Below are 16,416 nucleotides of genomic sequence, written 5' to 3'. Positions count from 1 at the left end.
GCATGTCACAGGCGGCATTCGAATTACGCGAAACTCGGCGCGTGCCATCGGCGGCGATCGAGCCCGACCCGCGCGCGCAAGCTGCCGACATCCCACCCAACATACTGGTGCATCTCACCGAATTCGCCAGCCAGCACGGCATTCCCAGCGAGCCCTGGTTCGGCGGCCTGGGACTCAGCCGGCAGCAGATGAACGACCCCAGTTCGCGCGTCTCCTACCGGCAGGCCCGCACGCTGATCACCCGTGCCTTGCGCAGCCTGCACCTGCCGGCACTGGGCCTGCTGATCGGGCGCAATGCAACCATCGGCAGTTTCGGCCTGCTGGGCCTGGCCATGATGACCTCGCGCAATTTCGGCGAAGCCATGGGCGTAGGCATCGAAAACCATCGGATCTGCGGCAGCCTGCTCGATGTGGATTTCGCCGCCGTGGACAACCACACGGTGGGCGTCCAGGCATGGCCTCGCTTCGGCGAAATCGAGTTGCTGCCGTTTCTGTGCGAGGAACTGTTCTCCAGCTGCCTAGCGATCGCACGCGAGCTGATCGGCTCCAGGATGATGCCGGTGCGCCTGGAGCTCACCTATCCGCCGCCCGCTCACGCCGCCGAGTACGTGGCAACGTTTCAATGCGATATACGTTTCGGCGCGCAATACAACCGCATCGTGGTGGACGTCGGCTGGCTTGCCCATCCGTTGCCCGGCTACAACCCGCTTACATCGCGACAAGCCCTGGCGCTATGCCACCAGCAGCTACGCGGCAGCAGTCCTTCCGACGAAATCGTGGTTTCGGTCGAACGCCTGTTGCGCAGTCGCCTGCGCGAACATCCGCGGCTGATCGAGGTGGCCCGCAGCCTGCACCTTAGCGAACGCTCGCTGCGCCGCAGGCTCGCCGAGAGCGGGCGGATCTTTCGCGAAATCCATGATCGGGTGCGCGCCGAGCGCGCCCTGGAATTGCTGCACGCCGGTCAGTTGAGCGTGGCGGAAATCGGCATCGAGCTGGGCTTCAGCGACCCGCGCGAGTTTCGGCGGGCGTTCAAGCGCTGGACCGGCATGCCGCCGCAGCTGGCGCGGCGAAGCCTGCCGTAGGCTGGGTTGTCAAACCCAGCCTCGCCATTCATGCCACACACTATTGCTGGGATTACCATCCCAGCCTACGCTCAACCGGCTTTCTTTCTGGTGGCTGGTTTGCGCTTCGTTGCTTGCAGGCGCTCAGCAGCCTGTACTTGATGCGCCTGCATGATCGCCATCACCAGTCCTGGAAATCGCCGGTTGATCTCTTCGCAACGCGTGCTGTTGCGCATCTCCACGCCATACCGCTCGCTGCGGATCAGGCCTGCTTCGCGCAGCGCCCGGAAATGTTGCGAAAGGGTGGACTTGGGAATGTCGCGATCGCTGATCTTCAGGAAGTTGGAGCACGTGGCACCGCTGGATACGGCCAGTTCTGCGTAGATGGCGGCACGTACGGGGTCGGACAGGGCGTGCAGGATGCCCTCGACGGTAATGTCTTCGATGGATGGATGAACCAGCGGCCGCATGACGGGTATTTTATAGGCACTTGATTTCTAGTTCTATAGTTCATAAGTTACGAACTACAGGATTTCAGAACCGCGATTTCCATCTACCAGGACATGACCATGAGCAAGCTCAAAGGCAAAGTCGCCATCGTCACCGGCGCATCCAAAGGTATCGGCGCAGGCATCGCCAAGGCGCTGGGCGCGGAAGGCGCGTCGGTCGTCGTCAATTACGCCTCCAGCAAGGCCGGCGCCGACACGGTGGTCAACGAGATCGTGAACGCCGGCGGCAAGGCCGTGACCGTGCAAGGCGATGTTTCCAAAGCCGCTGACGCACAAGCCATTGTCGAGGCCGCCATCAAGCACTACGGGCGTCTGGACATCCTCGTGAACAACTCGGGCGTCTACGAGTTCGCCCCGATCGAGGACATCACCGAAGAACACTACGATCGGCAATTCAACGTGAACGTGCGCGGCCTGCTGCTCACCACCCAGGCAGCCGTGAAGCATTTGGGCGAAGGCGCCAGCATCATCAATATCGGTTCGCTGGTTTCGCGCATCGTGCCCGCGCATACCGCCGTGTACACCGCCACCAAGGGTGCGGTGGACGCGATCACCGGCGTGCTCTCGAAGGAGCTGGGCCCGCGCAAGATCCGCGTGAATGCACTCAATCCCGGCATGGTGGAGACTGAGGGTACGCACGCCGTCGGCGCCATCGGCGGCGACTTCGAGCAATACGCCTTGTCGACCACCCCGCTGGGCCGCATCGGCCAGCCGAACGACATCGCCTCGATCGCCGTCTTCCTGGCTTCCGACGATTCCTATTGGCTGACCGGCGAACGTTTGTACGCCGGCGGCGGCGCACGCTGATCGGCTTGACGATCGAACTCCATGATCGCGTCCCGGCAATGCCCGGGGCGCGCAAGTGATACGACGAAGCGTGACTCACTGGACGCCTGGCAAGCCCTGCGCCTGCAGCCAGACATAGAAATCGTCAATCCAGAAATCTCGATAGTGACCGCAACCGCTCGATGCGCGGCGTATTTTCACTGAGTGCGCAGGGTGCCGTCGCCAATGCCAAGGCATAGACGCGCCTTCCTGGGCGGAGCCGATGATGCGGAGGGGATGGCAACGGCGGCGCGAACGGCCCGGTCTTTTGCTCCCCGACGCCGTCCCTTCGACGCAAGAACCATGGTCCGGGCCGTTCCATGGCCGCCGGTGCGGCGATTGCCCAACAGCTGATCCAACCAGGCGGAACGCATGACGGTCTCCCTTGATGTTGATCTGACATCAAGTTAATGCCTGGCCATCTGGCTTAAAAGCGATATCTTCACAAGCCAGATTTGAAATTATTTCAACCCATGTAAACAGATCGATCGCCCCAATCCGGGTGCCGCCAAGATGGGAGCCGGCATTCCCCCGCACGCTGGCCTGATTGCCCCCCCTAGCCGTCCCTTTCGCCCTCCCCCTGCCCACATGGCTTGGGGGACAGTGCGAAGGTACGCGCTGGTATGGCGCGAGGGAGAAACGTTCACATGCGCAAGACCGGTTGCCTGATCGCCCTTTCATTGCTGCTGACCGCCTGCGGCCATCAGGAGAACGCCGCGCAGAGCCAGGGCGACGCTTCGTTCCAAAGCAAGCTGGAGCAGCAGCTGCTCGATGCCAAGCCCGGCAGTGTGATCGATATCCCGGCCGGACACTACGCGCTCAAACGGGGCTTGAGCCTGCGCACCAATGGCGTAACCATCCGTGGCGCGGGCATGGACAAGACCGTGTTGTCGTTCAAGGGACAGATCGTCGGCCCCGAGGGATTGCTGGTGAATGCCGATGATTTCACCATCGAGAACCTCGCCATCGAGGACACGATGGGCGATGCGCTGAAGATCAACCAGGGCAAGAACATCACCATCCACGCCGTGCGCATCGAATGGACCGGCGGACCCAAGAGCACGAACGGCGCCTACGGCCTGTATCCGGTGAAGACGCAGAACGTGCTGGTGGAAGATTCGGTGGTGATCGGCGCCTCGGACGCCGGGATCTACGTGGGCCAGTCGAACAACATCGTCGTGCGGCGCAATCGCGCCGAGCAGAACGTGGCCGGCATCGAGATCGAGAACTCGGTCAATGCCGACGTGTACGACAACACAGCGACCAGGAACACCGGCGGCATCCTGGTGTTCAACATGCCGAACCTGTCGCAGGCCGGTCATGCCACGCGGGTGTTCCACAACAAGGTGTTCGCCAACAACACCGGCAACTTCGCCAGGAAGGGGGCCGCGGTGGCCAGCGTGCCGGCAGGCTCCGGCGTGGTGGTGAATTCCAACGACAAGGTGGAGATCTTCGACAATGACATTGCCGACAGTCAGACGGCCAACGTGATCATCTCCAGCTACTTTTCCACCAACTACTACAACACGCGCGGCGTCGCAGCCGACTACAACCCTTACCCGAAAGGCATCTATGTGCATGGCAACCGCTTCAAGGGTGGCGGCGACTCACCGGACGGCCTGAAGCTGAAGACCTTGAAGGCCGCGGTCTACGGCCTCACCGGCAATTTCCCAGACGTGCTGTGGGACGGCTATGCCGATCCGAAGACCGCGGCGGACGGGCTGCCGCCAGCGGACGATCGCATTTGCATCCAGGATGCCAACGGCGTGCTCAATGCCGACGGCCCGCATGGTTACAAGAACCCGAACACCGATGCCAAACCCTTCCAGTGCAGCTTGCCCAGCCTGCCGCCGGTGGCGCTGAACCCGGCACCGAAAGTCTAAAGAGCCTTGCCGATGCCAATGAAGATGTGGATGCGCGGACTGCTGTTGTGGTTCGCGCTGCTTTCCCTTGCTGCCTGCCACCACGGCATGCAGCCGGTTGCCTTCCAGACCCAGGGTTACCCGCAAAAACTCAGCGACTGGCACGTGGTGGAAGCCCGCGATGGGCTATTGCAGTTGAACGAGGGCGTGGTGCCGTACGAACTCAACACGCCGCTGTTCACTGATTACGCGCACAAGCTGCGCACGATCTGGATGCCCAAGGGTGTATCGGCGCGATACAGCCCCACCGATACCTTCGATTTTCCGGTGGGGACCATCATCAGCAAGACCTTTTTCTACCCGCTACCCAAAGGCGAAGCGCGCAACACCGCGGATGTCGCGCGTACTTACGACACCAGCCGCGATTTCGCGGGTCCGGGGCAGGGGCTAAAGCTCGCCGACGTGCATCTGGTCGAGACGCGTCTGTTGGTACGGCGCAAGGACGGCTGGATAGCCATGCCTTATGTCTGGAACGCCGAGCAGACCGAGGCCCTGCTCGCCCGCACCGGTGACGTGCAGGCGCTTACCTTGGTGAACGACAACGGCGAACGCGAGAACTTCAACTACGTGGTACCGGACCAGAGCCAGTGCGCTAGCTGCCATGCGCGTGACTGGACCACGCGCGCGCTGCAACCGATCGGACCGAAGGCGCGCCACCTCAATCGCGACTATCGCTATGCCGATGGCGACGAAAATCAGCTTGCGCACTTGATGCGTGTAGGCTATCTCACCGGTGCGCCGCTACCGGCCGATGCACCCCGCAACGCCAACTGGATGGACGCGCATGCTTCGCTCGATGCACGCGCGCGGGCTTATCTCGATATCAATTGCGGCCATTGCCACAACCCGAAGGGCGCGGCCAACACCACCGGCCTGACGCTGGATATCGCAACGCCAGAAGACCGCCACATCGGCCTGTGCAAGCCACCGACAGCGGCAGGACAAGGCACGGGCGATCACTTGTTCGACATCATGCCCGGTCGTCCCGACGACTCGATCCTGCCTTACCGGCTCGGTTCGGCCGAACCGGGCACGATGATGCCGGAGATCGGGCGCAGCACCGTGCACAAGGAAGGACTTGCGCTGATCAGGGCGTGGATTGCGGCGCAATCCGGGGAATGCCTGATCTTGCACTAACAACTTCATGCAGCGGCCGGAAGGCCTTGGTTCTTGAGGGGAGGGGAAAACAACATGATGTTTCGCCAACGAGCACTGTCCGCTTGCGTGCGCCACCTGCTGTTCGGCGGGGCCGCCCTGCTGATGTGCGTACCGCTTTCCGCTTTGGGTGAAGCCGCCGCGCAGAACGGCAGTACGGGTACGCAAAGCCAGCCGGATGCCGACAAGGCCAAGCAACTGGGCAATGTGACGGTAACGGCACAGAGCCGTACACAACAAATGGAGCAGGTGCCGATAGCGCTGCAGATCCTCACCGCGAAACAGATCGACACGCAGGCCGCCACGGACCTGAGCAAGATCTCCCTGTTCGTGCCCGGCCTGGTGGTGGATGGCAGCCAGCCCACGCAGCCCAATTACTCGCTGCGCGGCATCAGCACCAGCGACTTCGGCATCGGTACCGAATCGGCGGTAGGCGTGTATATCGATGGTGTTTACGCTGCTCGTTCCGGCGGCGCCCTGCTGGCGTTCAACGACATCGATCGCATCGAAGTGCTGAAAGGCCCGCAAGGCACGCTGTTCGGCCGCAATGCGGCCGGCGGCGCCATCTCCATCGTCACCAACGAGCCCACTGACAAGTTCGAGGGCAAGGCCGTGCTGCGTTTCGGCAACGATGGCCTGCGATACGAGAGCGCACTGGTCAACATTCCGCTCAATCACGACATGGCGCTGCGCGTCAGCGTCCTCGACAACCAGAGCGATGGCTGGATCCGCGACCAGGCCAACGGCCAGCATTACGGCAAGAACGACGACTGGGGCACCCGTGTCGTCTATCGCTGGAACATCACACCGAATACGCGCCTGCTGTGGTCGTGGGACCACGAACGGCTGGATCAACCGCCGCGTCCGGCGGTCGGCCTGGTGCCGCTGTCCAGCGACCCCAACCAGCGACCGCCGTTTCCGCCCAACCCCGCCACTTATTTGAATCCGCTCAGCGCACCGCTCTTCAACGATGCGATCCACGCGCGCGAATGGCGGCATTTCGACGGCTCCACCTTGATCGTCGATCACTCTTTCTCCTGGGGCAGCCTTACCTCCATCACGGCTTGGCGCCACTTCAACACCTTCAATGACGAAGACAACGACGGTACCAACCATGTAGTCAGCTATCTGGATACGGCCAACATCGAGCACAACAACAGCTATTACCAGGAATTGAAGCTGTCCGGCGAAAACGATTTGATGGACTGGGTGTCCGGGGTGAGTTTCTACTCCGAGCAGGCACGCCAGACCAGCCAGGTGAACACCAATACCAGCAGCCTGGATACCCTGGCGCAGAACGTGAACGGGGTGGGACTGCCGCTGACCGGGATCACCCAGGGCCTGCAGGCTTTCGGCTTTCCCTACAGCCTGCTGGGAGATCCGTGGAACGAGCAAATCGACAACGTCGGCAAGTTCCGCGCCTATGCGGCTTTCGGCGACGTGATCTGGCACTTGAACGACAAGCTGGACCTCACCACCGGCCTGCGCTACACCGAGGACAAGAAGGACTTCACCTGGTACACGCCGCTGCGCCAGGCCAATGCCTTCGACCAGACCGTGGCCCAACTCGTTTCCACCGGCATCTATGCGTTCCTGCCACCGCAGGCGCAGCAGGCACTGGCGGCATTCGGCGGCAACATTGTTTTTCCCAATGCGGTGGGACAATGGGTGCCGGTGCACCACTCCTGGCATGACTTCAGTCCACGCGCGGTGCTGAGCTACAAGGTCACTCCGGATCTCATGACCTATCTATCGGCAACCAAGGGCTACAAGGCCGGCGGCTACAACAGCCTGCAGGTCGGCTCGCTGTATGCGCCGGAAAAGGTATGGAACTACGAAGGCGGCATCAAAGCCGTGGTGCCGCAGTACAACCTGCTGGTCAACGCCTCGGTGTACTACTACCGCTATTCGAACCTGCAGTCCTCGGTGCTCAACCCCAATTCGACGGGCTCGGGAGTACCGTTCTATACCGTGGAGACGTCCGACCAGCATGCACACGGCGTGGACCTGGAAGCGCAATGGCAACCCACGGATGCGCTGCGGCTGAATTTTACCGTCGCGTATATCGACAGCAGCTATATTCACGGCACATCCACCTCGGGCGTCGTGCTCGACGGGCAACCCACTGGCGAACCCCTGCTCTCAGCCACGGCCGGCCTCGATTACACCTGGCACGGCGTCTATCACGGCGACCTGGAACTCAACCTGCAATACGCCTATCGTGGCCACAGCCGCTGCAATGCCGATTCGGAGTTCCAGGGCAGCTGCTTCGCCACTACCGCGTTCAAGCTTGGAGCCTCCCAACAGCGCACTGATGCCCGGTTGGATTGGCACACGCCGGACCAACGCTGGGGTGCAGGCCTGTTCGTCAACAACATGTTCAACAAGCGCTACGTGCTCGGCATCGGCAACGACAGCACCAATGATTTCGGGACGCCGTATGCCACCATTACGCCGCCGCGTACCTACGGCGTGGAATTGCGAGCGAAATTCTGATGAACCTGCCGGACCGACTCGACCCCGCCAATGAACTGCAGCGCTTGCGCATCGTGCAGGCACGCGAGCCGTTGCCGGATTGGCCCACCCGCGCGCGTCGCCTGCGCGCCCTGGAAGCGGCGGTAAGCCAGCATCGCGAGCAGATCGCCGCGGCGATCGACGCTGATTTCGGCTGCCGTCCACGCGAGGAAACCGAGTTGCTGGAGGTGTTTCCCAGCTTGTCGGCGATCCGCCACGCCCTGCGCCACGGGCGGCGCTGGATGAAACCCAAGCGCGGCATGGCGAGCCTGGCTTTTCTGCCGGCCCGCACCGAACTGCGTCCGCAACCACTGGGCGTGGTCGGCATCATCGTGCCCTGGAACTATCCGCTGTTCCTCGCCGTGGGGCCGCTGGTCGACGCACTGGCCGCCGGCAATCGGGTGATGGTGAAGATGAGCGAATATACGCCGCGCTTTTCGCAGCTGTTCGCCGAGCTGATCGCGCGGCACTTCCAGCCTGACGAGGTGATCGTGGTCAACGGCGATGCGACAGTGGCGCAAGCGTTCGCTGCGCTGCCGTTCAATCATCTGCTGTTTACCGGCTCTACCGCCGTTGGCCATCACGTGATGCGCTCCGCCTCGGCCCATCTCACCCCGGTCACCCTTGAGCTGGGCGGTAAATCGCCGGCCATCATCGGCCCGGGGGCGCGCTTCGAGCATGCGGTGGAACGCATCCTGCTGGGCAAGCTGATCAACGCCGGACAAACCTGCATCGCCCCCGACTACGTGCTGCTTCCGCGCGCAGAGCTTGCCCGCTTTACGTCGGCGGCACGCGAAGTTGCGGCGCGCCTTTATCCGGACCTCGCCAACAATCGGCAATACGCCAGCATCGCCACCGATCGCCACTATCATCGCCTGGTCGATTTACGCGATGGCGCGGTGAGTGCCGGTGCGCGCGGCGAAAAGTTGAGTGAGGTGGCCGATCGCCCGGAGCAGCGTGTGCTGACGCCGACATTGTTGATCGGCGTGAACGACGACATGCCGGTGATGCGGGAAGAAATTTTCGGCCCCTTGTTGCCGCTCGTGCCCTACGACACGATGGACGAGGCCATCGAGTACGTGGCCAGTCATCCACGCCCATTGGCACTGTATCTGTTCGAGCAGAATCAGGAACGCATCGACCAGGTGCTGGCCCGCACGCATGCCGGCGGCGTCACGCTCAACGATACGATTTATCACATCGCCCAGCATCAGCTGCCGTTTGGCGGCGTGGGACCTTCCGGCATGGGCGGCTATCACGGCGAGGCAGGCTTCCGTACTTTCTCGCATATGAAACCCGTATTCCGGCAAGCACGCCTGAACGGGGTGAGCCTGTTCAATCCACCCTACGGCAAGCGCTTCAGGCAACTGTTGGAGATATTGCTGCGTAACGGTTGAATAAAAAATCCCGGGCGCCACGCCGCCTGCCTCGACGGTGCCACACGGCTCGGATAGGGTATCGGCACGCATTGATGCGTTCCTGGGTGTCTGTCATGCCGTACGAGCAACCCAACGTTCAATCGGCCGTTGTGATCGCCATGCATCTGGTCGATATCGCCGATGCGATCGATCTGTCCAACGCGGAGGCGCTGTGGGCTCAGCAACAGCGCCCCGCCAGCATGCGCAGCAAGCTTGCCAGCACGCCTCCCAAAGCGATGGCGTTCGGCGTTCCCCCGGTTGTGCTGAGGCTCGACTCGCTGGAGCTGTCGCTGCTTGACGGCGACTTCCGCGCCGATGCCACGGTAAGGCTTTACGACTTCGGCGCAGTGGCCTTCTCGGTGCAGATCCCGGTCACGTCCTGCAGCTGGGCCTCGTTTTCGCAGCTGGTGAACGCAGTGGATGGGCTCTTGGGTCCGGGCGCCGACAGCCCGATCTGGACGCAGCTGCAGGATCAAGTCCGCTCGGCGCTGCTACCTGCTTTGACCAGACCCAGTCCCGCCTCCTTGCACGAGGATTACCTGCTGGGCATCGTGCACGCCTTCGACGAAGCCATATCGGTCAGCACGATGCACGAACGCATCGACCTGGTGCCGCTGCTCTCCGGCGAACGACGGCCCTTGTCGGAGCAGGCGCGCAGGGACCTGCTGCAACAGCGGTTCTCCTATTACGCCGACGACCTGGTGGTACTGACCTGGGATCGCGCCTTCATCTACGAACCGCGCGGCGATTCGGATGTGATCGACATTCTGGAGGTCGCCAACGCGCAGCTGCTGGAAATGCGCTTCTACGATGAGCTGCTGGACGCCGAACTGCCGCGCATGTACGACATGGTCGAGGCCGCCTACCATGCCGGCAATCCGCTGGGAGCGCGTCACTTTGCCGATCTGGCGCGCAAGCTGTACACGCTGGTGGCGGAAGTCACCGAGATTACCGAAAAGGTAGATAACGCCCTGCAGGTCACCGAGGATGTCTATCTGGCTCGGGTCTACGCCGCAGCGCTGGATCTGTTCCGGGTACGCCACGTGAGCGATGCGGTGGACCGCAAGCTGGCGATCATTCGCGATACGTATGCGGCGCTCTACGAGGAAGCTTCCGGCAAACGCGCGGAATTGCTGGAGCTGGCGATCATTGCGCTGATCGTGGTGGAAATCGTGATTGCGATCATCCGCCATGCATGAGCCGCCAAACAAAAAGCCCCGGAAGCGGAATGCCTCCGGGGCCTGCACGAGGTAGCGAGTAGGCTGGGATGAGAACCCCGGCTTCCCCGCGGCATCCCGATGCCGGGATTGCCGTCCCGCCTGCTTAGAACCCGCCTGCTTAGAACTTGTAGACCGCCGACAGCGCAAACAGGTTGCCGGCATCGTCGAACGAACCGGTAAGCACGTCATTGGTAGGGCTCACCGCACCATTGATCGCCGCACGGTTCACGAAGATGTGCGCGTAAGAGGCGTTGACCGAGAGGTGATCGGTGGCCTTGTAGCCAATGCCCGCCGACACCAGCTTGCGGGTTTCGTCCGGCACGCGCGGTTCGCGATAGGCGGCTGTGGTCGGCGTGGTGTCGTAGCCAAAGCCGCCGCGCAGGGTCAGCTTGTCGGTGAGGTAGTAATCGCCGCCGACCGAGAAGTACCAGGAGTTATGCCAGTTGAACAGCTGAGTGGTGGTCGGCTGCGTCGGGTTCCCATACTTCAGAGTCAGGTTCTTGAAGACGTCCCAACCGGTCCAGGCCACGTCCGCACCGAAACCGAACTGCTGCTCCTGGTGCCAGTAGCTGACCGTGGCAGTAGAGGGCGTAGTGAACAGCGCCGTGCCAGTCGTATGCTGGAACGGCAGCGTAGCGGGGGTCAGCCCCAACGCTGGTGCAAGCTGGCCAACCAGGGCGGATACGTTGTCCGGCACATTGAAATTGGCGGTGCCTTGCAGGCGATGACTGATCTTGGAGCGGTAATTGAACGACAACCGGTCCTGCGCGGTGACCTTCCAGTAGGCGCCAGCCTGCCAGCCCCATGCCCAGCTGCTGCCGCTGATCCGGGCCAGACCGTCGGAGCCGGGCGGCACCAGGCCATAGACCTGGTTCACCGGCAGGTTCAGCGCAGTGCCCGGGCCGGCCAGGCCCAGCGCCACGCTGGAGAAGTTGATCGCATTGGTCAGCGTGGCGCTGGTGCGCTGTGCGATGGCGCTGCCGCCGATGCTGAAGTTGTCGGTGACGTCGAACGAGGCGGACATGGTGCCGTCCAGCGATTCGAACTTGGAGTAGATCGAGTTGTAGCGGCCTACCCAGTTGTTGTCGTAGGTGGTCTTGAAGCCGAACGGCACCGTGACGGAAGCGCCGACATGCAGACGGTCGGTGAGCTGGGTGGCGAAGAAGAACGAAGGCAGCGGCATGGTAGTGCCGGCATCGCCGCCGTTGCCGCCGCTGATCGGGTTGCCCAGCGCATCGTGCGCGCTGCCGGAATATTGGGCGCTGAAGTTGATGGCGGTGACGTCGGCTTCGAAATAGGTGCCCTTCAGGTCGCTCATCGCCGCCGGAGCGTTGGCCACCACGGAAACGTCGCCACCGGCGGTCGCGGAACCGGCGTAGGCACGCCCCATGGCCTGCGCGGTATCTTCCTTCAGCTGGAACGAGCTCGCGTGAGCCTGCTGCGGCACGGCCAGAGCGCCGGCAATGGCCAGGCCCAGCGCGGCCAAGGCGTACGGGCGGCCACCATGGACGTTGTTACGGAAGAACGTGTGCATTGCATGCTCCTGCTTTTCTTTTGGTGACTAGTCCAGCCGTGGAGGCCGGGTCTTGCCGGAAGGCGCTGCACACCTCCCCGGCTCGGGGTCATAGCGGGGCCCAAACGAACAAGATTTCATACATGTGTTTGATACCCCAAGCGGGCACTCTGCCGAGTCAGGCCGAGCTGCGCAAGTGCGGCCGCAGCATGCTGAACGGGGACGGGGCTGGCCCTGCGGGCGCGCCGGCAGGCGGCAGGTTTGTGCTGCGATGGGATCTTACAAAACGCCCCCTCCTTTCCCTGACGTTATCTGTACGCTCCCCCTTGCTTGGCGCCAGGTCCCCGCGCTCTTTATAGCCAGTGCTGCTAACCTTCGGACCCCCTACGATTTTTGCGGGCCCAGCCATGCATTGCTTCGTCTACGCCAGCCAGCGCAAGGCCGATACGTATTTATGGCTGGACCGCAAGGATCAATTTGACGTGCTGCCCGCGTCGTTGGCGCTGCTGTTGGGAGATGTGCGCTTCGTACTCGAAGTGGAACTGCACCCGGAACGCCGCCTGCCGCATGAGAACGTGGAGGTGGTGCTGCAGCATTTGCGCACGCAGGGCTGGCACTTGCAGTTGCCGCCGCAGGAAACGCTGGCGATTGCCGGCGGTACGCAAGTGCCTGCTTCGGAATCCGGACGTAAGGATGAATGAGCACGCCATCGGTTGGTTGTTAACAAAGGATTACCGTCTGACGCATTGCTGATTCCTATACTGCCCCGCATGCCACCTATCAAATCGAGCCACCCTTCCTCCTCGCTCATCTCGCTCGTCTGGTTTGCGCCGGGGTGGCTATGCGCCGGCATCGCCGCGTTGGGTGCGCATCCGATTGCGCTGATTCCGCTGCTGCTGGCCAATACGCTGACCATGGCCGCGGTGTGCCATGCGATCGGCTTCGATCCGGAGCCGGATTTCCTGCGCACGGTGATCCGCCGCGGCGCGGCGCACCTGGCGATGTTCACCTGCTATGTCGCGCTGGTGTTCCTGTTGGTGGCCTGGCCGATGCTACGGCTCACGCAACAGCCCACCCTGGGCGGCAGCCTGATGCTCGCCGCCGCCCTGGTGGTGGCGCTGGTAACGCTTTGGCGCCTGTGGCCGGCGTTCGCGCTGGCCTATGTCTGGGATGACGCCTACCCCGCGCACGGCCAGGGCGAAGTCTCCTGGCTGTTCACTGCCACGGCGCGCAGCGTGGCTTTCGGCCGGCACCTCTCCCGCGAGGAACACTTCTTCAGTCATTTCCTGCCCAGCGCGCTGGCGCTGTTGATCCTGGCTTTCGCCGCGATCGCGTTGAGCGGTCTGTATGGCGTGCTGCCGTCGGAAATGCGCACTGCGGCGCTGGTGCTTTATGCGGTACTGCTGATGCCACTGGGCTGCCTGATCATCGCCAACCGTACCTTGCGCGTGATGCTGTGCGAAAGTCGTCGCCCGCGCCGGCAGGAACCGGCAAGCGAAAAGGCGCAGCCGATCGTGACCGCTGCACGACCGCTCAGCGAACAGGAACGCACCGCCGGTACGCCTGAACAGGCGCAAGCCTTGCTCGCCGCAGCGCGCAGCGGCGACGTAGCGCGCGCGCTGGCGTTGACGGAAGCCGGTGCTGATCCGAACACCGCGCCAGCCACCAGCGATCGAGACCAGCGCCCGGTGCTGATGCTGGCCGCACTGCTGCCGGACACGCGTTTGCTGCGCGCGCTGATCGCCAAAGGCGCCGACTTGAATCGCGCCAGCGGCGGTATTACGCCCCTGCTCGCTGCGACGCGTGACAGCTGGCATGGCCGAGCTGACGCGGTCATGACGCTGTTGACCAACGGCGCCAATCCGCTGGCCACGGATGCCGACGGCAACACACCCTTGCACGGTGCCGTGCTCAGTGGCGAGCCCACCGTCGCGGCCATGCTGCTTGATGCCGGCGCACCGGTCGACGCGCTCAACAAGAATGGCGAAAGTCCGCTCTCGATCGCCTGCCGTGCAGCCAACTGGACGCTGCTGCGCTTTCTGCTCGAACGCGGCGCCAAAACCACGCTGGCCAACGCCGAGCCGGCGCTGGTCGCCGCTGCCGGCATTGCCGATGACGACGTAGCCGGCGTGAAGATACTGCTGAAGCACCGCGCCGCGGTGAATGCGGTCGACGTGCGCCAACGCAGCGCGCTGATGGTCGCCGCCGCCGAAGGACACACCCAGATTGCCCGCACATTGTGCGGCGCAGGCGCGGACGTGAACCTAGCCGACCACCAGGGCGGCACCGCCTTGATGGAAGCCGCGCGTTGCGGCGCTGTTGGCATCATCGAACTGCTTGCGGATGCGCAGGCCGATGCACACGCTCGCGACCAGCACGGCCGTGACGCGCTCACGCTTGCCTGCCAGTCCCCGCACGCCCAAGTCGAAACCGTGCGGGCGCTGCTCGCCCTCGGCGCGGATCCCAAGGCGCCTGGCAGCGATGGCCGCAGCGCGCTCGATCATGCCGCCGCCAGCGGGCGCTGGGATCTGGTCGCGCTGCTCGATCCGGCCACACCCTTGCCTGCCAGCCTCGATCTGGCTGCGATTTCCGAAGGCGCGGACACGCCGGCCCATCTGCTCGACGCGCTGCGTTTCGGCCATTGGGCGATCGTGTCCAGCTTCGCCCCCCGCGTGCGCGACTGGTCGCAGGAGCAGCTCGCTCCGCTTTATCTGGAGCTGACCGAGCCTGGCTTACGTGCTGCCCGGCGCTGGCTGTTCGATCACGGCCTTGAGGCCGAAGCCCGCCTACCGCCGCAGCTGATCGACGAAATCGACAGCGAACATCCTCCCCTGCCGCCGCTAGGCCGCCGCCTGTTCGATGCTTTATTGCCGCGACTGCCGGAAAGTGCCGAAGCGATCGAAGACCTGCTCGATGCCGGCGGCAGTCCGGCCGGAGCCAGACTGCTTGCGCATGTGCTGGGCCGCCTGCAACAAACTTCTTCCACGCTGCCGCTCGTACTGCTCGAACGCGGCGCAGATCCGTTTGGCACCGACGAACGCGAGCGCACGCCACTACACCTGGCTGTCGCCAACGGCCAGCTCGGCGTGCTGGAAGCACTGCTGGCACGCGGCTCCGATCCGAACACCCGTGATGTGAACGGACGCACGCCGCTGTTCGCGGCACTGGAGCAAGGCGCGGGGGCGTTGCCGCTTGTTCGTGCACTGGTCGCCCACGGCGCCGATGCCGAGGCGATGGATGCAAGTGGTGAAACGCCACTCGGTCTTGCGCTGGAACAGCCGAAACTGCAACGCTGGCTCGACTGGAATGGCTGGCAGCGCCCACGCCGGACGTTGCGCGCCGATGATTTGATCCATGCCGCCAGGCAAGGTGCCGACACGGCGGTATGCCGACTGCTGGAATTGGGCTTTGCGGTCGATACGCGTGATGCGCAAGGCGCTACCCCACTGCTGCACGCATGCGGAGCAGGCCATCGTGATGTCGCTGCCACCCTGATCGGCGCCGGCGCGGACATCGCCGCTAGTGCGACCAATGGCATGACACCGCTCGCTGCGGCGGTCGCAGCGCGGCGCGAAGCGCTGGTGGCGCTGCTGCTTGAGCGTGGCGCTGCAGTAGATCAGCGCCTTCCGAACGAAGCCACGGCGCTGATGATCGCAGCTGTGCAGGGCTACCCCGACATAGCCGAACAACTGCTGGATGCCGGCGCCGACCCCAATGCAGTCGACGCGCGCGGGCACAGCCCGCTGCATGCTGCTTCGCAGTTCGGCTTTGAGCAGAACGACAGTCTGCGCGCACGCCGCCTTTTCGACGTGCTGTTGAAGCGCAAGGCCGATCCGAACCTTGCCGACAGCGAAGGCAAGACGGCCCTGCTGCTGTTGCTCGGCGCGCATATGCGTCCAGGCAGCCAATGCGATGCAACCCACATCGGTGCGCTGCTTCCCGTACTGCTGGATGCCGGCGCGCAATTCGAACACGCTGACCAGCGTGGCGTTACCGCCCTGCACGCCTGCGCGATGCACGCCCTGTTGCCACCGGCTCGCTTGCTACTCGCCCGCGGCGCAGACCGCAATGCCGCGGATGCCTTCGGCCGCACGGCAGCGGATGTAGCACGGCACCTGGGCTTGATCGATATCGCACATGAGCTGGCTGCCCGCCACAGCGTGATTCCAAGCGTGCGGCAAACCTTGCGGCAGCCAGCGCAGCCGGATTGAACTCAGGCTGGGATAGCAATCCCAGCTTCGCTTTGGCTGCGGGCATGGCAATGCTGGGATTGTCATCC

Annotated in this window: 11 protein-coding genes; 9 read left to right on the top strand and 2 right to left on the bottom strand. The window is 63.4% G+C overall.

Annotation, left to right across the window (positions count from 1 at the left end; genetic code table 11):
- Positions 1 to 2: 2 nt before the first annotated feature.
- Entirely contained in the window at positions 3 to 1,082 is a 1,080-nt protein-coding gene (locus EKH80_RS15345) for an AraC family transcriptional regulator (RefSeq protein ID WP_126685650.1), read from the top strand.
- A 71-nt stretch (positions 1,083 to 1,153) separates the two neighbouring features.
- Here EKH80_RS15345 and EKH80_RS15340 read toward each other — a convergent pair whose 3' ends face one another.
- Entirely contained in the window at positions 1,154 to 1,531 is a 378-nt protein-coding gene (locus EKH80_RS15340; protein ID WP_126685649.1) for an ArsR/SmtB family transcription factor, read from the bottom strand.
- Between the two features lie 99 nt (positions 1,532 to 1,630).
- Between EKH80_RS15340 and EKH80_RS15335 the strand changes: the two genes are divergently transcribed.
- The 6 genes from EKH80_RS15335 (at position 1,631) to EKH80_RS15310 (ending at position 10,603) form a co-directional block, all read left to right on the top strand.
- Positions 1,631 to 2,377: a glucose 1-dehydrogenase gene (locus tag EKH80_RS15335; protein ID WP_126685648.1), complete on the top strand. Its 747-nt coding sequence runs from the start codon at positions 1,631 to 1,633 to the stop codon at positions 2,375 to 2,377.
- Between the two features lie 665 nt (positions 2,378 to 3,042).
- The gene (locus EKH80_RS15330; RefSeq protein ID WP_126685647.1) at positions 3,043 to 4,278 is read left to right on the top strand and encodes a parallel beta-helix domain-containing protein; all 1,236 of its coding nucleotides are present in this window, start codon (positions 3,043 to 3,045) and stop codon (positions 4,276 to 4,278) included.
- 12 nt (positions 4,279 to 4,290) lie between these two features.
- Positions 4,291 to 5,454, top strand: a complete 1,164-nt coding sequence (locus EKH80_RS15325) for an SO2930 family diheme c-type cytochrome (RefSeq protein ID WP_230473725.1) — start codon at positions 4,291 to 4,293, stop codon at positions 5,452 to 5,454.
- A gap of 54 nt (positions 5,455 to 5,508) precedes the next feature.
- Complete coding sequence (locus EKH80_RS15320) at positions 5,509 to 7,968, top strand: TonB-dependent receptor (RefSeq protein WP_126685646.1); 2,460 nt, start codon at positions 5,509 to 5,511, stop codon at positions 7,966 to 7,968.
- Positions 7,968 to 9,383 carry a coniferyl aldehyde dehydrogenase gene (locus tag EKH80_RS15315; protein ID WP_126685645.1) on the top strand — a complete coding sequence of 472 codons (1,416 nt, stop codon included), beginning with the start codon at positions 7,968 to 7,970 and terminating at the stop codon, positions 9,381 to 9,383. Before EKH80_RS15320 ends, EKH80_RS15315 begins: the two co-directional genes overlap by 1 nt.
- Before the next feature lie 95 nt (positions 9,384 to 9,478).
- Complete coding sequence (locus EKH80_RS15310) at positions 9,479 to 10,603, top strand: hypothetical protein (protein WP_126685644.1); 1,125 nt, start codon at positions 9,479 to 9,481, stop codon at positions 10,601 to 10,603.
- A 139-nt stretch (positions 10,604 to 10,742) separates the two neighbouring features.
- Here EKH80_RS15310 and EKH80_RS15305 read toward each other — a convergent pair whose 3' ends face one another.
- Positions 10,743 to 12,158: an OmpP1/FadL family transporter gene (locus tag EKH80_RS15305; RefSeq protein ID WP_126685643.1), complete on the bottom strand. Its 1,416-nt coding sequence runs from the start codon at positions 12,156 to 12,158 to the stop codon at positions 10,743 to 10,745.
- Positions 12,159 to 12,544: 386 nt separating this feature from the next.
- Between EKH80_RS15305 and EKH80_RS15300 the strand changes: the two genes are divergently transcribed.
- Both EKH80_RS15300 and EKH80_RS15295 read left to right on the top strand, forming a co-directional pair.
- Positions 12,545 to 12,838: a YcgL domain-containing protein gene (locus EKH80_RS15300; RefSeq protein ID WP_126685642.1), complete on the top strand. Its 294-nt coding sequence runs from the start codon at positions 12,545 to 12,547 to the stop codon at positions 12,836 to 12,838.
- A gap of 69 nt (positions 12,839 to 12,907) precedes the next feature.
- Positions 12,908 to 16,348 carry an ankyrin repeat domain-containing protein gene (locus EKH80_RS15295; protein ID WP_126685641.1) on the top strand — a complete coding sequence of 1,147 codons (3,441 nt, stop codon included), beginning with the start codon at positions 12,908 to 12,910 and terminating at the stop codon, positions 16,346 to 16,348.
- Positions 16,349 to 16,416 lie beyond the last annotated feature (68 nt).

The sequence above is a fragment of the Dyella choica genome (genome assembly GCF_003977665.1).
Lineage (GTDB): Bacteria > Pseudomonadota > Gammaproteobacteria > Xanthomonadales > Rhodanobacteraceae > Dyella_B > Dyella_B choica.
The sequence above is the reverse complement of the archived record's forward strand: the minus strand, read 5'-3'. Positions and strand labels throughout refer to the sequence as shown.

Bases quoted from the DNA above. Each gene is read 5' to 3' on its own strand.
- EKH80_RS15345 (WP_126685650.1), top strand. From the start codon at position 3: ATGTCACAGGCGGCATTCGAATTACGCGAAACTCGGCGCGTGCCATCG.
- EKH80_RS15340 (WP_126685649.1), bottom strand. From the start codon at position 1,531: ATGCGGCCGCTGGTTCATCCATCCATCGAAGACATTACCGTCGAGGGC.
- EKH80_RS15335 (WP_126685648.1), top strand. From the start codon at position 1,631: ATGAGCAAGCTCAAAGGCAAAGTCGCCATCGTCACCGGCGCATCCAAA.
- EKH80_RS15330 (WP_126685647.1), top strand. From the start codon at position 3,043: ATGCGCAAGACCGGTTGCCTGATCGCCCTTTCATTGCTGCTGACCGCC.
- EKH80_RS15325 (WP_230473725.1), top strand. From the start codon at position 4,291: ATGCCAATGAAGATGTGGATGCGCGGACTGCTGTTGTGGTTCGCGCTG.
- EKH80_RS15320 (WP_126685646.1), top strand. From the start codon at position 5,509: ATGATGTTTCGCCAACGAGCACTGTCCGCTTGCGTGCGCCACCTGCTG.
- EKH80_RS15315 (WP_126685645.1), top strand. From the start codon at position 7,968: ATGAACCTGCCGGACCGACTCGACCCCGCCAATGAACTGCAGCGCTTG.
- EKH80_RS15310 (WP_126685644.1), top strand. From the start codon at position 9,479: ATGCCGTACGAGCAACCCAACGTTCAATCGGCCGTTGTGATCGCCATG.
- EKH80_RS15305 (WP_126685643.1), bottom strand. From the start codon at position 12,158: ATGCACACGTTCTTCCGTAACAACGTCCATGGTGGCCGCCCGTACGCC.
- EKH80_RS15300 (WP_126685642.1), top strand. From the start codon at position 12,545: ATGCATTGCTTCGTCTACGCCAGCCAGCGCAAGGCCGATACGTATTTA.
- EKH80_RS15295 (WP_126685641.1), top strand. From the start codon at position 12,908: ATGCCACCTATCAAATCGAGCCACCCTTCCTCCTCGCTCATCTCGCTC.